Genomic DNA, 14,264 nt, shown 5'->3' on the forward strand with positions numbered 1-14,264 from the left:
ACGATTCCAAATGGAACATGGAGGTGGAAGGATGGAAACCGAACAACGTGAGCCGGTCCGTTCGACGGCAATGATGCAATCTTTTTGGAATGTCCAGCGGCATCTCGTCCGGGCGGCACATCAGACGGCACAGGAAAACGGACTGAGCTTACCGCAATTCCATAGCCTGGTGACGATTGCACCAAGGAGTCCGATTACACAAAAAGAGCTGGCGGCACACACACATTTACCGAAGAGTACGCTCAGTCAATCGATTGAGGGATTGGTGCAATCCGGCTGGGTCATCCGGGATACGAATCCGGACAACCGGCGTGAAGTCGTGTTGACGCTGAGTGACCAGGGGCAACGGTTCGTTGATGCGATCAAACAACAAGAAGCGGGTATGCAGCAACGGCTCGAACAAATCCTCGATCAAATTGATCCTGCTGCCTTTGAACAAATGCTCAAGACGCATGAACAGATTGCAGAAGGTTTAAAAGACATCCTGTCATCAGGAAACGGAGGCTGTACAGATGATTAAGTTACTCAAAAATCTAAAAGTCTATAAATGGGCGGTCCTCGCCGTATTGGTCCTCGTCTTTGCCCAGTCGATGTCCGATTTGTATTTACCGACTTTGATGGCAGACATCATCGATAAAGGCGTTGTCGTCGGGAATACAGGCTACATCTGGAAAATTGGTGCGGTCATGCTGGGCATCACGGCACTCGGTGCGACGGCTGCAATTGCCGCAAGTTATTATTCGTCAAAAGCGGCGATGGGACTTGGCCGTGACATTCGCCGGAAAGTCTTTAACCACGTCGAACGTTTTTCACTGCAAGAGTTCGACCAAGTCGGGACGGCATCGCTGATCACACGGACGACAAACGACATCACACAAGTCCAACAAGTCGTCATCATGATGTTACGGATGGTCGTCAGTGCACCGATCATGTTCATTGGTGGTCTAATCATGGCGGTCTCAAAGGATGCCAAGCTGTCACTCGTCATCGTCGCCGCGATGCCCGTCCTCGTTGTATCGATTTTGTTGATTTTATGGAAAGGGGTGCCGCTGTTCGGACAAGTCCAAAAACGACTAGACCGGTTAAATCTCGTCTTACGCGAGAATTTGACAGGCATCCGTGTCATTCGTGCCTTCAACCGGGAGAAAGAAGAAAAAGTCCGTTTGACGCAAGCCAATGCGGATCTGACGGACGTCTCGATTAAGGTCAATAAGATCATGGCATTCTTGATGCCGACAATGATGCTCGTGATGAACTTGACGGTCGTCGGCGTCATTTGGTTCGGAGGGATTCGGATCAATAACGGTGGCATGCAAATCGGTGACTTGATGGCGTTCATCCAATACGTCATGCAAATCATGTTCGCCCTCGTCATGGCATCCGTCATGTTCGTCATGATTCCCCGTGCTGCGGTCTCAGCGAAACGGATTAATGAAGTCCTCGAGATGACACCGACGATGGTCGATGAAGGAACCGCTTCAGCAGACCGTGAGCCGGGCACGCTCGTCTTCGATCACGTGACGTTCAGCTATCCGGGTGCGGAAGCGCCGGTGCTGTCGGATATCAGCTTCAAAGCACGTCCTGGTGAAATCACCGCTGTCATCGGCGGAACCGGTGCCGGGAAATCGACGCTCGTCAATTTGATTCCCCGTTTTTACGACGTAACGAGTGGCAGCATCCAAGTCAACGGCGTCGACAGTCGTGACGTCCCGCAAGAGGAATTACGTTCGAAAATCGGCTTCGTGCCACAAAAAGCCCTATTGTTCACGGGATCGATTGCGGACAACATCCGTTTCGGGAAACAGGATGCTTCATTAGAAGAAATCGAACATGCAGCGCGTGTCGCCCAAGCGACCGACTTCATCGAACGGATGCCGGAACGGTACGATTCCGTGATTGAACAAGGCGGGTCAAACGTTTCCGGTGGCCAAAAACAACGGCTTTCGATTGCCCGGGCGCTCGTCCGAAAACCCGACCTTTATGTGTTCGATGACAGCTTCTCCGCCCTCGACTTCAAGACGGACGCGACACTCCGAAAAGCATTAAAAGAAGAAACGCGTCAAGCGACCGTTCTGATTGTCGCCCAACGTGTCAGCACGGTCATGGATGCGGATCAAATCATCGTTCTTGAAGAAGGGCGCGTCGCAGGAATCGGCACGCATGACGAACTGTACGCAACAAACGATGTCTATCAAGAAATCGTTAAATCCCAACTGTCAGAGGAGGAAATCGCATGAGTCAGACAACGAAACGACCTGCCGGCGGACCTCCGGGTGGACCGGGTGGCGGTCCCGGCGGTGGAAACATGATGATGATGGGGGAGAAACCGAAAGACTTCAAAGCGACGTTCCGTCGGTTACTCGCCTATTTAAAACCACGGCGGACGGCACTGATTGCTGTGTTTGTCGCCGCGATCCTCAGTACGGTCTTTATGATCGCCGGACCAAAAATCATGGGGACAGCGATTACGGAACTGTTCGAAGGGGCGTATGCGAAGTTCCAAGGGGTGCCGGGCGCTGAAATCGACTTTACGAAGATTGGTCAGATTTTGCTGCTCCTCGCGGGGCTTTATGTCATCAGTAGTATATTTAGTTACATTCAGCAATACATCATGTCGAGCGTCGCCCAAAAAACGGTGTATGACTTACGGGAGGACGTCAATCAGAAACTCGAGCGACTACCGCTGAAGTATTATGACGGACGACCGAACGGGGAAACGCTCAGCCGGGTGACGAACGATATCGATACGATCGGGAGTACGCTCCAACAAAGTGTCACATCGTTCATTACGTCAATCGTCACGATCGTCGGGATCTTAATCATGATGCTGACGATCAGTCCGCTCTTGACGCTGATTTCACTCGTGACGTTACCGTTATCGATTTTTGCGATCCGTCCGATTTTAAAAAGGTCACAGAAATATTTTGCCGATCAGCAACGGACGCTTGGTCAGCTGAATGGCCACGTCGAAGAGATGTATACGGGACATCCGGTCGTCAAGGCGTTCGGTCACGAACGGAAAGCCGTCGCAGAGTTTGACGACGTCAATGAACAGCTTTATGATGCCGGACGAAAAGCGCAGTTCATTTCCGGCATCATCATGCCGATGATGATGTTCATCGGGAACATCAGTTATGTCTTGATCAGTGTCGTCGGCGGGATTTTAGTGACGCAACGCAGTATCTCGATCGGGGACATTCAAGCCTTCATCACGTATACCCGACAATTCACACAACCGATCACGCAGACGGCGAACATCGCAAATATCGTCCAGTCGACGGTCGCAGCAGCAGAACGTGTTTTTGAATTATTAGATGAAGAAGAGGAAATCAAAGAAGTGACAACGCATCATCTCGCGCGTGCGAAAGGTGCCGTCGCGTTTGAACACGTCGACTTCGGTTACGGAAAAGACCTCTTGATTGAAGACATGAACATCGATGTCCGACCGGGACAAACCGTCGCAATCGTCGGTCCGACCGGTGCCGGGAAAACGACCTTAATCAACCTGTTGATGCGTTTCTATGAATTAAACGGTGGTGCGATCCGGATTGACGGAATCGACACACGTGACATGTCCCGGGAAGACTTACGGACGACCTTCGGGATGGTCTTACAAGATACGTGGCTCTTTAACGGGACGATCCGCGATAATTTAGCTTACGGGAAAGTCGGAGCATCGGAAGAAGAAATTATCGATGCGGCAAAAGCAGCCCATGCCGATCACTTCATCCGGACGTTACCGGACGGGTATGAGACGGTCTTGAACGAAGAGGCCTCGAACATCTCACAAGGACAAAAACAATTGCTGACGATCGCCCGTGCGGTCCTCGCCGATCCGCCGATTATGATTTTGGATGAAGCGACATCGAGCGTCGATACGCGAACGGAAATCTTCATCCAGCAGGCGATGCAACGCTTGATGGACGGACGGACGAGCTTCGTCATCGCCCACCGGTTGTCGACGATTAAAGATGCGGACTTAATCCTCGTCATGGATCAAGGGCGTGTCATCGAACAAGGAACGCACGAAGCGTTGTTAAAAGCAGATGGTTTCTATGCGGACCTCTACAACAGCCAGTTTTCCGAAAAAGAAGTCGTATGACAATATGAGAATAATGAAAGCAGTTCCTCGAGGAGAGGGACTGCTTTTTTGTCGAGATAAACCTTTCTCTTGATTTTTAATACCTTAGGGGGTATATTATGGGCAGAAATCATTTTGCCGAACGGGCAACAAAAGGAGAGAAACTTCCATGAAAAACATATCAACGACTGAACTTGAACAAACACTTCAAACGGATGCATCAATCCAGTTGATTGATGTCCGGGAAACGGATGAATACGCAGGCGGTCATATCGAACAAGCTAAAAATGTTCCGCTATCTGAATTGACGGAACGTACGACTGAACTGGATGCCTCTCAACCGCTCCACGTCATTTGTTTATCGGGTGGACGGAGCATGAATGCTTCGATGTATTTGGAGCAAGCAGGCTTCGACGTCACGAACGTCGACGGCGGAATGATGAGCTGGGAAGGAAACGTCACACGCTAAGCAACGATCAATCGAGTACGACCATTCAACTAAAGGAGGAATCGTTATGTTATTACGCTATTTCTATGATGAAAAATTAGCACAAGCTTCATATATGGTAGGGTGCCAGAAGACGGGGGAAGCAATCGTCATCGATCCGGCACGAAACATCGAACCGTATCTCAAAGAAGCGGAAAAAGAAGGGCTTCGAATTTCGGCGACGGCGGAAACACACATTCATGCCGATTTCGTCTCTGGGACACGCGAATTCGCGAAACGTCTCGGAACGACAGCTTATCTATCAAACGAAGGCGATGCTTCTTGGAAGTATGGTTTTGCTTCAGAGATTGATGCCCGTCTCGTCAAAGACGGGGAGACGTTCAAAGTCGGGAATGTGACGCTTGAAGTCATGCATACACCAGGTCATACGCCGGAACACATCTCGTTTGTCTTATACGATCGTGACCAAACAGTTCCGATGGGGATTTTCACAGGTGACTTCGTTTTCGTCGGCGATATCGGACGTCCGGATTTACTGGAAGAAGCAGCCGGTATTCAAGGAACGACAGCCCTCGGTGCGAAGCAAATGTTTCAGTCCTTGAAACGCTTCAAACAACTGCCTGACTTCACACAAGTCTGGCCGGGACACGGTGCAGGAAGCGCGTGCGGGAAAGCCCTCGGTGCTGTTCCGACATCGACGGTCGGCTACGAAAAAGTGACGAACTGGGCACTCCGGATGGAGGATGAAGCGGCATTCGTTAAAGAATTAACAACGGATCAACCAGAACCACCGAACTACTTTGCGATGATGAAAAAAGTTAACAAAGAAGGCATTGTCGTGACGACAGAAGTCGATCGTCCACGCCTTGCTGAAGCGAACACGGTGGAAGAACTCGTCAAGACGATGCAAGTCGTCGATACACGAGACGGAAAAACATTTGGTGCGGGACATGTACCGGGGACAATCAACATTCCCTACAATTTGAAATTCGTCGCCTGGGCAGGCTGGTTAGTCGATTTCAATCAGGATATCGCCATTCTCGCAGCAACGGATCAACTGGAAACGATTCAAACGGATTTACAATCGATCGGACTGGATCGTTTCGTGACATTGATTGATGTCGAAAAACTGACAGCGAGTCAGTTAACAGAAAGTTATCCGGACTGGACTGCAGACCAAGCCATCGCAGCAGCTGAAGCCGGTGACGTCTATGTCCTTGACGTCCGTAATAAAACAGAGTGGGAGGAGAGCCATTATGAACAGGCTCACCGGATTTTACTCGGAAAACTTGCGTCACGTCATGAAGAGCTTCCGAGCGACCAACCGATCGCCGTCCACTGTGCGTCAGGGGTCCGGTCACGGATGGCGGTCAGCGTCCTCCAATCACTCAGTGTGAAGAATGTCATCAACATCGATGGCGGGTATGCAGCGATTGAAGACGTCTTACACGATCAGACCGTCGCCGGAAAGGCAACGTCACATTAATCAAATAAACAATGTCGAAACGGAGGGTTCTCGCGAGAACCATCCGTTTTTTAGTGTTTCTTGAATTGTCTGTCAATTTGACTGAAAGCGCGTTTACGTCATTCACAACAGGGGGAAATGATAGATGTAAAGGTATGCCGATAATCCATCTTTAGAAAAAAGGAGTGTGACAGGATGAACAATGTATGGAATGATACTTCGCTGAGCCTGAACGGAATGTTCGGTGTTCTTGGTAACATATTAGGTGCACTGATTGTGTTCCTAATTGGTTGGCTGATCGCGAAATTGATTGCGAACGGCATTCAAAAGGCATTAGAAAAGTCAGGTGTCGTCAAGAAGTTGATGCCAGAAAAGTCAGCTGAAGCAACAACGAAGAAAAAGAAATGGACACCAGAAAAAGTCGTTGGAACAGTTATTTTTTGGGTCTTAATGGTTTTTGTACTAATTTTAGTGTTCAACATTCTTAATCTTGGCATCATTGCAGCACCACTCGCAGACACGATGAGCACGCTGCTTGCGGCAATTCCGAACATCTTAAAAGCTGCACTCGTTCTACTGTTCGCCTATATTATTGCCGTCGTCTTACGGATGGTCATCGTCAAAGGTGGAACGAAGTTGATGGCGAACGAAAAGGTTCGTTCAAACAAGATGTTACAAGGACAAGCCGATCTATCGAACTATCCGAAAATTGCCGGGGATATCGTCTTCTACTTGGTCTTATTGATTTTCCTACCAGGTGTACTCGATGCCCTCAACATTGACAGTGTTTCGGAACCGTTCAGTCAATTGTTATCCTCGTTCTTAAGCTTCATCCCACGACTGATCGCAGCAGCAGCTATTTTACTGGTTGGGTTCTTGGTCGCAAAAATCGTCCGCGATATCGTGACGAATTTCCTTCATGCGATTGGGACGGATAAATTTGCTTCCCGTTTTAACATCGGGACAGACAATCAAAAAGATTCAAAATCGGTCTCGTCAATTCTTGGGACAGTCGTCTTCATCTTGATTTTGATTCCAATCACGATTTCAGCACTTGATCAACTGAACATCGAGGGAATCAGTGCACCAGCAATCAACATGCTAAACGATGTCCTCGGAATGATTCCGAACATTGTAATCGGCGTCGTCTTGATTCTCGTCGGTGTCTATGTTGGACGATTCGTAAAAAAATTCGTCACCGACCTTCTCGTCCGACTCGGTTTTAACAATTTGACACGTCACTTGAAAATTGGAAACTGGGATGCTAACAATACGTCGATGTCACCTTCTTCACTCGTCGGTGCTCTCGCTGAGATTATCATCGTCGTCCTGTTCGTCGTCGAAGCCTTTAACCTGATTGGTCTGAACTTCATGGTCGATCTCGGACGAGCTGTCCTTGCCTTCCTTCCGAGTGTCTTGACGGCGATTGTCATTCTCGCAATCGGGATTATCGTCAGTAACTTGGTCAAACGCGCGATGGATAGTTTGTTCGGCAGTTCTGATCTTAAAGTCTTATCGAATGTTGCACGTTATGCGATTTTAGCCCTCGCGATTTTCATGGCACTCGATCAACTTGGGGTCGCAGCGACAATCGTCAACTCGGCCTTCATCTTGATTCTCGGAGCAGCCGCCCTTGCCTTCGGCCTCGCCTTTGGTTTAGGTGGTCGCGATAATGCTTCGCGCTACCTTGATCGTCTCGAGAAGAAAGCAGAAGAGACAGAGCTTGATACGTCGAGTCTTGCTTCGGACCGAACTCCATCAGCTCCTAAGCCGAGCCTGAAAGAAGCGGCTAAAGATGCAGCTTCGAAAGCAGCAGATGATGTCACACCAGACCGTGCCCCACGTGCTTCCCGTTCGACGGAATCGACTGATGAGAAACCGACGCACGGTAAGCCAAAAGGTGCGCTTCCTGAAAATGATTTGGCACAACAGGATGATTATCCGATTGACCCGGATCTTGGACCGAACCTCGATCATCCGAATGATCGTCCGTAAGTAGAAAAGAGACTCCTTCGTGCACTTGCGAAGGGGTTTTTAGTGCGTCAACGCATCTTTGCATATATGCATTGTAGTAAGTAAACAAAAGTGGTTTGACCAATTTGTGAAAAAACACAGAAAGGGCGACTTATAAAAGCTAACATCGTTTGTTATGATGAGAAGGTCAATCAGAAAATGAATTGAATATTCAGAAAAAAGTGAAAAGTTCGGAGGATGAATCATGAGTTTGCTTCGTAAAAAAGATGTCAGCGTGATGATGGAAAATAAAAGTCATTCTAAGCTTGCGCGTCATCTATCTGGTTTCGATTTAATCTTACTCGGAATCGGTGCCATCATTGGTACAGGTATTTTCGTTTTAACAGGAACAGGCGCCTTATACGCAGGTCCAGCATTACCGGTCTCATTCATTATTTCAGCCATCGTTTGTGCGTTAGCCGCCCTCTGTTATGCCGAATTTTCCTCGATGATTCCTGTCTCGGGTAGTGTATATACGTACACCTACGCTACGATTGGCGAACTCGTTGCCTGGATCATCGGGTGGTGTTTGATTTTAGAATACGGTCTGGCTTCGAGTGCCGTCGCGACAGGGTGGTCAGGTTACTTCCAGTCGTTGTTATCAGGATTCGGCATCGAACTTCCGACGGCGCTCCGTGCGGCACCGGGCGCCGTACCTGGCAGTGACACGTTCTTTAATTTACCGGCCTTCTTGATTTTGATGGTCATTACGTTCTTGTTGTCACTTGGAATCAAGGAAACAAAACGCGTGAACAATGTGATGGTACTCGTCAAAGTCGCCGTCGTCATCTTGTTCATCGTCGTCGGGATTTGGTACGTTGAACCAAGCAACTACACACCATTTGCACCATTCGGAATCAGCGGCGTCCTGCAAGCGTCGGCGATTGCCTTCTTTGCTTACCTTGGCTTCGATGCAGTGACGTCAGCGGCTGAAGAAGTAAAAGATCCCGGTCGGAATCTACCGGTTGGCATTTTAGGATCGCTCGCAATCGTTACTGTCTTATACGTCGTCGTCTCTGCAATCATGGTCGGAATCGTCCCGTTCAAACAATTTGAAGGTGTCGATAGTCCGGTTTCGCTTGCGTTGAAAGTCGCAGGTCAAAACTGGGTTGCCGGATTCGTTGATTTAGGAGCCATCGTCGGGATGACGACAGTTATTCTTGTCATGACATTTGGTCTCGTCCGTCTGTTGTTTGCGATGAGTCGTGATGGATTATTACCGAAAGTTTTCTCGGACGTCAATGAAAAATCGCATACACCGGTCAAGGCGACTTGGATTCTCGGTACCGCTTCTGGTTTGATTGCTGGATTCGTCCCGCTCGGTACGTTGGCGGAATTGATTAACATCGGAACACTCGCTGCGTTCGCGTTAATCTCCGTCGCCGTCATCATCTTGCGTCGGACGCGTCCTGACTTGAAACGGGCGTTCAAAGTCCCGTTCGTCCCGGTTCTCCCGATTTTATCGGTCCTTGCTTGTATCATGTTAATGTTGAATCTCCAAACCTTTACGTGGATTGCGTTCTTCATCTGGACAGCGATTGGTTTGCTTGTCTACTTCGGTTACGGAAGAAGCCGCTCGAAATTAAATTAAGTACATGATCACTCTCGATTTCATCGGGGGTGATTTTTTTGTTGGAAACAAGTGCAGGAAACCTCTCTCAAAGAGTCGAACGATTGAAGAGAGAAGAGGAGGAACTACATATGATTCATATTAAAAGAAATCCTGATTTAGAATCTGCCTACAAAGCGATGCAAGAAGGGTTCAGTGATTACATGATTCCGCTCGGTTTGTCACTTGAAGTTTTTCAGGAACGGATTTTGACGCGGGATGCCAACCAGTTGGAGCACTCGTTTGTCGCTTTTCATGGAGAACGACCTGTTGGGTTATGGCTGAACGGTCTCAAGAAAATCAAGAAGGAACAAGTCATGCGGTGTGGTGGTCTTGGTATAGATCCGCAGTATCGCCGTCTCGGCATCGCAAAAGCATTATACGAGGCTCAACTAAGTTATGCGAAAGAGCTGGAAGTCGATCGACTCATGCTTGAAGTCATCCAAGGTAATACACCTGCAATTGATTTGTATCATCATCTCGGCTACCGCCAAGACCATGAACTCGGGTACTTCAAGCGGGACGAACCGAGTCACGTTGACCCACTCGTTGAGATTGATGAAGTGGCATTTGAACGGAGATACGCCCAACAAGGCGAATACATTTGGCAACAAGATCCGGGCGTGATGAAATATAGAAAGGCCACCTATTATGAACTGGATGGAGCATTCATCGCTGCTTCAAACGACTCGATTTTTGCCATCTTGACAGAAGAATCGGAGGTCGCACGCATCGCGACAGAAGCGACCCGACGTTTGAGTGGAACGACGTATCAATTGCAGTCGACGAATCCACTCGTCTGGGAAGCATTGCGTGCAGAAGGATGGGCACAGCGTGATTTAAAACAATTCGTCATGAGTAAAGCCATTCGTTAACGAAAAAAATAGCCATCGTTCGTAAGTAGTGATCACTACTTTGGAACGAATGGCTATTTGTCATGTCCATAAACTAATCATGACGAGGATGGCGAAAATTACGAATAAGATTCCAGTACCACCCAGCATGATAAGCATAATTTTGTTCATCATTGGAAAATGCCTCGTCTCTAAGAATGAATTTATGAAGAAATACTTGCTATATAATCTTGAATCATCAGAAGATGCGAACCGACGATGTTATCCGGCAAGTCCGTCAGTGACACATACGTCAATGCAACACTTTCATCACTGACACGGAGTGTGCCGGAAGTATCGGACGCAACGTATGCGAGGGTGACACTTTGAAAGACATCCCCGTTCGCGAGTGTCGTGACATAATTTTTACCGGAGTAGACACCAAGCAACGCAAGCTGATCCGCGACGAGTCCGGTTTCTTCGAATAATTCGCGTCGGGCCGTCTCTTCCGTCGATTCTTCCCATTCCATGAGACCACCCGGAAGACCGAAACGTGCTTGATCTTCATTTCGTTGTTCGAGTAAAATCTGACCTTCCTTAATGACGAGGACGACGGCACCGACTAAAATCAGTGGAGTGGGTCCGACTAAATCACGGATGGATTTGACGTAATTCACCGCGACACCTCCTGGTGGAACGGGCATCCCGTGGCTTGCGTCTGTTTCGGGAAAAAGTTCGGTCGCTGTAACGCATTGTCATAATCTTTATGGAAGACATGTGTCGCTGCTCCGCTCATCGGCGGAACGAGCCACGACCATTCCCCAGTGACGTCGCGACCGCAAGTGGCTTCATTTTTTTCGAACCGGGCGAATTGTTTGGCCGCCGTATGATGATCGACAATCGTCACTCCGGACCGCTCGAAGGATTCGAGGACGGCGACATTGAGTTCGACGAGGGCCCGGTCTTTCCATAAGGCGCGCTCACGGGACGTGTTCAGACCAAGTTGTTCAGCGACAAGCGGTAAGAGATTATAACGGTCCGCGTCAGCAAGGTTACGGGCTCCAATTTCTGTTCCCATATACCAGCCATTGAACGGAGCACACGGGTACGAAATGCCGCCGATTTCAAGACGCATATCGGAAATCATCGGGACGGCGTACCACTTGATGTCGCGTCCTGCGAACAAATCATAGTCGGGATGGATGATCGTAACTTCAAGAATCAGTTCTTGTGGAATCTCATGGAGTGTTACCTGTCCATCGAGTTCAACCAACAGCGGTAAAATATCAAAGGCGGTCCCCTGTCCCGTCCACCCAAGTGCCTGACATTGTTTCGTGAAAGCGGTGGATGCAGGATCACCAAGTACACCGTCGGCCGTTTCGTAGCCGGCGTAACGAATCAGTTGATGATTGAGGACGCGGACACGTTGCGGATGGAAAATCGTGATTGTCGAGCGGATCCGTCCCTCATTGGTGGCGTGGCGAATGTGGTGGAACAACGCGTCTCGAATCGCTTCGATCGTTGTCGCCGCACGGGCATCGATGACGTGCAGTTGATCCCAAAAGAGCCGTCCGATACACCGATTGCTGTTACGCCAAGCAAGTTTAGCCCCGAATGTCAATTCGTCCGTTGTTTGTGTATAGTTTCCCGTTCGTAAAATTTCTTCGCGCACGTCGTTCAAACGATTTTGTGTATGTGGTGTCTCTTCTATATAAGTCGTCAAGAAGCGTTCTGCTTCGTCTAGTAAATGTTGCACGGCGTTTGAGTCCTTTCTTCATCCAAAGCGACAGAGTTTCTTATTCTAGTGTACAAGGTGAATGGAGGAAGCGCCAACTCATAGCAATTGTCCGTTTTTTGATACGTTCAAAAGACGTTCACAGATTAAGTGGGAGAGGGAAGGGGGATAGATAAGAGAATCAATCGAAAGTGAGGAACTTGGCATGTCTTTAGTCAAACCGGTTTTTATTCGCTTTTTTGGCGAAGCTTTTTTCGATAAGTCGGCACAGCTGGCCTATTATTTGATGTTGTCCTTATTTCCATTCTTATTATTCGTTGTCGGATTAGTATCTTTTTTACCATTCACTTCCGGTGAAGTCCTTGATTTGATTCGTCCTTTCGCACCAGCGGAAACCTATGATTTAATTCGCCGAAATGTCGTAGGGATTTTTGACGAAGGGGGATTGAAACTTGCTTCGATTAGCTTCGTCGCAGCCTTTTGGCTCGCCTCGATGTCGGTCCAGTCGCTCGTCCGGTCCCTCAATGATGCCCTCGAGGTGACAAGGAAAGTGCCGTTTTGGCGGGGCTTATTACAAGACTTCGGATTTACGATTGGGATGATGTTCATCTTGCCGTTTTCGCTACTTGTTCCGGTCGCCGAGAAATTGGCCCGACGCTTCATCAATCATTTTGCACTCATCGCGGATGTTGCAGCGGACTATTCGTCCATTTGGTTTGTATTCCGCTGGGGGCTCGGTTCCTTGTTTCTATTTGTGTTCTTTGTATTGTTGTATCGCATTTTACCGAGTGTCCGTTTGACGATTCGTCAAGTACTCCCGGGGGCATTATTTACGACGATTGCCTGGCAGGTCGTATCGGAAGTCTTCTCGTACTATGCGGAGTTTGGGAGTTACAATCGTCTCTACGGTCAGCTCGCAGGAATCATCGTCTTGATGACCTGGTTTTATTTATCCTCCGTTGTTTTGATGCTCGGTGGATTGATGAACGCAGAACGGATGCGGCAGAAAAAAGAGGCGAAGATCATGAAGCCTGAAAAAATCAAAAAAGAAACTGTCCGCTGAGGGCAGTTTCTTTAGTTTGCAGATAAAGGGTTATGAAGATTGTTTTCGCTTTGGACGCGATTCAAAAAAACTCATGTCCTAGGAATGTCTACTTCTTACTTTTTGATAGAAAAATAGAAGCAATAGCCCAATCGTAAAGATGCCGAGCAAGATGAGCGATCCTGTTTCCTGCCCTAAGACTTTCAAGATGACACTGACGGCGACGACGGCGTAAAAGATGCCAAGACTCTTCCGGACGAAACGATCTTCAAACAGATGAAGCAAGGAAGCACCAATCGGAGAGCCGATAAACGCACCGACGATTAAAGCAATGCCGAGATAAAGCGGAGCTTCGGTACCGGAAGCAAGATAACTGGTGACACCGCCGAGGACAATCAGTGTCGCCGAGGCGATACTCGTGCCGATGGCTTGTTTCAGTGGGAAGCGGACCCAGCCCATCAAGAGCGGCGTCAATAAGAAGCCACCACTGACCCCCATGAGGGAGGAGAGAATTCCGGCAGCAAACCCGATGACGATCAATTTATAAAGATTCGCTTGTGTGATATGTCCTTCGACTGGTTTTCGTTTCGATGGTTTTAAGAACTGAATCGCAAACCACGTCAACAAGACGATGTAGAGGGCAGAAATCATGGCATCGGCTCCGGTCCGTTGTTCGAGCCAAAAGACGACCGGTGTGATGACGGCAGAACCGACGATCCCGGATAATCCGACGGCTAACGCATCACGGACATGAAAATTTTTCAGACGCATATGGGATACCGTCCCGGTCACGGTCGAACCGAGCGTCAATAACAAACTGAGGACGATCGCGGTACTGGGTGGATAACCGAGGATTAATAAGAGGGGAGTTAAAATAATCCCTCCGCCGATTCCGAAAAAGCCGGATAAGATACCAATCGTTGACCCTAAAAGTATAAACAGGATGAATTCCATGCAGTAAACCCTTCTTTCTTTTGTACTTAATCTATCTTTACTGTACAGAGTGATGATTGATTATAAAAATAGATTATACTGATG

At 48.5% G+C, this 14,264-nt stretch carries 12 protein-coding genes; 9 read left to right on the top strand and 3 right to left on the bottom strand.

The window, feature by feature from the left end; genetic code table 11:
* The first annotated feature begins 31 nt into the window (after positions 1-31).
* The 8 genes from AC0VYQ_RS01910 (at position 32) to AC0VYQ_RS01945 (ending at position 10,491) form a co-directional block, all read left to right on the top strand.
* Entirely contained in the window at positions 32-520 is a 489-nt protein-coding gene (locus tag AC0VYQ_RS01910) for a MarR family winged helix-turn-helix transcriptional regulator (RefSeq protein WP_475404120.1), read from the top strand.
* A complete protein-coding gene (locus AC0VYQ_RS01915; protein ID WP_475404121.1) occupies positions 513-2,237 on the top strand; it encodes an ABC transporter ATP-binding protein in 1,725 nt (574 codons plus the stop codon). Before AC0VYQ_RS01910 ends, AC0VYQ_RS01915 begins: the two co-directional genes overlap by 8 nt.
* Positions 2,234-4,102 carry an ABC transporter ATP-binding protein gene (locus AC0VYQ_RS01920; protein WP_214893928.1) on the top strand — a complete coding sequence of 623 codons (1,869 nt, stop codon included), beginning with the start codon at positions 2,234-2,236 and terminating at the stop codon, positions 4,100-4,102. The genes AC0VYQ_RS01915 and AC0VYQ_RS01920 overlap by 4 nt, the downstream gene beginning before the upstream one ends.
* Before the next feature lie 148 nt (positions 4,103-4,250).
* Entirely contained in the window at positions 4,251-4,550 is a 300-nt protein-coding gene (locus tag AC0VYQ_RS01925; protein ID WP_475404122.1) for a rhodanese-like domain-containing protein, read from the top strand.
* Between the two features lie 46 nt (positions 4,551-4,596).
* Entirely contained in the window at positions 4,597-6,015 is a 1,419-nt protein-coding gene (locus AC0VYQ_RS01930) for an MBL fold metallo-hydrolase (RefSeq protein ID WP_475404123.1), read from the top strand.
* A 174-nt stretch (positions 6,016-6,189) separates the two neighbouring features.
* Positions 6,190-7,989 (top strand): mechanosensitive ion channel, encoded by a 1,800-nt coding sequence (locus AC0VYQ_RS01935; RefSeq protein WP_475404124.1) that lies wholly within the window; start codon positions 6,190-6,192, stop codon positions 7,987-7,989.
* A 223-nt stretch (positions 7,990-8,212) separates the two neighbouring features.
* Positions 8,213-9,598, top strand: coding sequence for an amino acid permease (locus tag AC0VYQ_RS01940; protein WP_214803496.1), 1,386 nt, complete (start codon positions 8,213-8,215; stop codon positions 9,596-9,598).
* 110 nt (positions 9,599-9,708) lie between these two features.
* A complete protein-coding gene (locus AC0VYQ_RS01945; RefSeq protein WP_475404125.1) occupies positions 9,709-10,491 on the top strand; it encodes a GNAT family N-acetyltransferase in 783 nt (260 codons plus the stop codon).
* 182 nt (positions 10,492-10,673) lie between these two features.
* Here the strand turns inward: AC0VYQ_RS01945 and AC0VYQ_RS01950 are convergent, their stop codons facing one another.
* Together AC0VYQ_RS01950 and AC0VYQ_RS01955 are read right to left on the bottom strand one after the other, a co-directional pair.
* Positions 10,674-11,126 (bottom strand): NUDIX hydrolase, encoded by a 453-nt coding sequence (locus AC0VYQ_RS01950; protein ID WP_475404126.1) that lies wholly within the window; start codon positions 11,124-11,126, stop codon positions 10,674-10,676.
* Positions 11,123-12,205, bottom strand: a complete 1,083-nt coding sequence (locus tag AC0VYQ_RS01955; protein ID WP_475404127.1) for a nitric oxide synthase oxygenase — start codon at positions 12,203-12,205, stop codon at positions 11,123-11,125. Before AC0VYQ_RS01955 ends, AC0VYQ_RS01950 begins: the two co-directional genes overlap by 4 nt.
* Before the next feature lie 184 nt (positions 12,206-12,389).
* On the opposite strand from AC0VYQ_RS01955, the gene AC0VYQ_RS01960 reads away from it, so the two are divergent.
* Entirely contained in the window at positions 12,390-13,247 is an 858-nt protein-coding gene (locus AC0VYQ_RS01960) for a YihY/virulence factor BrkB family protein (protein ID WP_088836176.1), read from the top strand.
* A 78-nt stretch (positions 13,248-13,325) separates the two neighbouring features.
* On the opposite strand, the gene AC0VYQ_RS01965 is transcribed toward AC0VYQ_RS01960, so the two are convergent.
* Positions 13,326-14,180 (bottom strand): sulfite exporter TauE/SafE family protein, encoded by an 855-nt coding sequence (locus tag AC0VYQ_RS01965; RefSeq protein ID WP_214893939.1) that lies wholly within the window; start codon positions 14,178-14,180, stop codon positions 13,326-13,328.
* Positions 14,181-14,264 lie beyond the last annotated feature (84 nt).

The organism is Exiguobacterium sp. QJM3NY_9, from assembly GCF_056173545.1.

Bases quoted from the DNA above. Each gene is read 5' to 3' on its own strand.
- AC0VYQ_RS01935 (WP_475404124.1), top strand. From the start codon at position 6,190: ATGAACAATGTATGGAATGATACTTCGCTGAGCCTGAACGGAATGTTC.
- AC0VYQ_RS01915 (WP_475404121.1), top strand. From the start codon at position 513: ATGATTAAGTTACTCAAAAATCTAAAAGTCTATAAATGGGCGGTCCTC.
- AC0VYQ_RS01925 (WP_475404122.1), top strand. From the start codon at position 4,251: ATGAAAAACATATCAACGACTGAACTTGAACAAACACTTCAAACGGAT.
- AC0VYQ_RS01930 (WP_475404123.1), top strand. From the start codon at position 4,597: ATGTTATTACGCTATTTCTATGATGAAAAATTAGCACAAGCTTCATAT.
- AC0VYQ_RS01945 (WP_475404125.1), top strand. From the start codon at position 9,709: ATGATTCATATTAAAAGAAATCCTGATTTAGAATCTGCCTACAAAGCG.
- AC0VYQ_RS01910 (WP_475404120.1), top strand. From the start codon at position 32: ATGGAAACCGAACAACGTGAGCCGGTCCGTTCGACGGCAATGATGCAA.
- AC0VYQ_RS01960 (WP_088836176.1), top strand. From the start codon at position 12,390: ATGTCTTTAGTCAAACCGGTTTTTATTCGCTTTTTTGGCGAAGCTTTT.
- AC0VYQ_RS01920 (WP_214893928.1), top strand. From the start codon at position 2,234: ATGAGTCAGACAACGAAACGACCTGCCGGCGGACCTCCGGGTGGACCG.
- AC0VYQ_RS01940 (WP_214803496.1), top strand. From the start codon at position 8,213: ATGAGTTTGCTTCGTAAAAAAGATGTCAGCGTGATGATGGAAAATAAA.
- AC0VYQ_RS01965 (WP_214893939.1), bottom strand. From the start codon at position 14,180: ATGGAATTCATCCTGTTTATACTTTTAGGGTCAACGATTGGTATCTTA.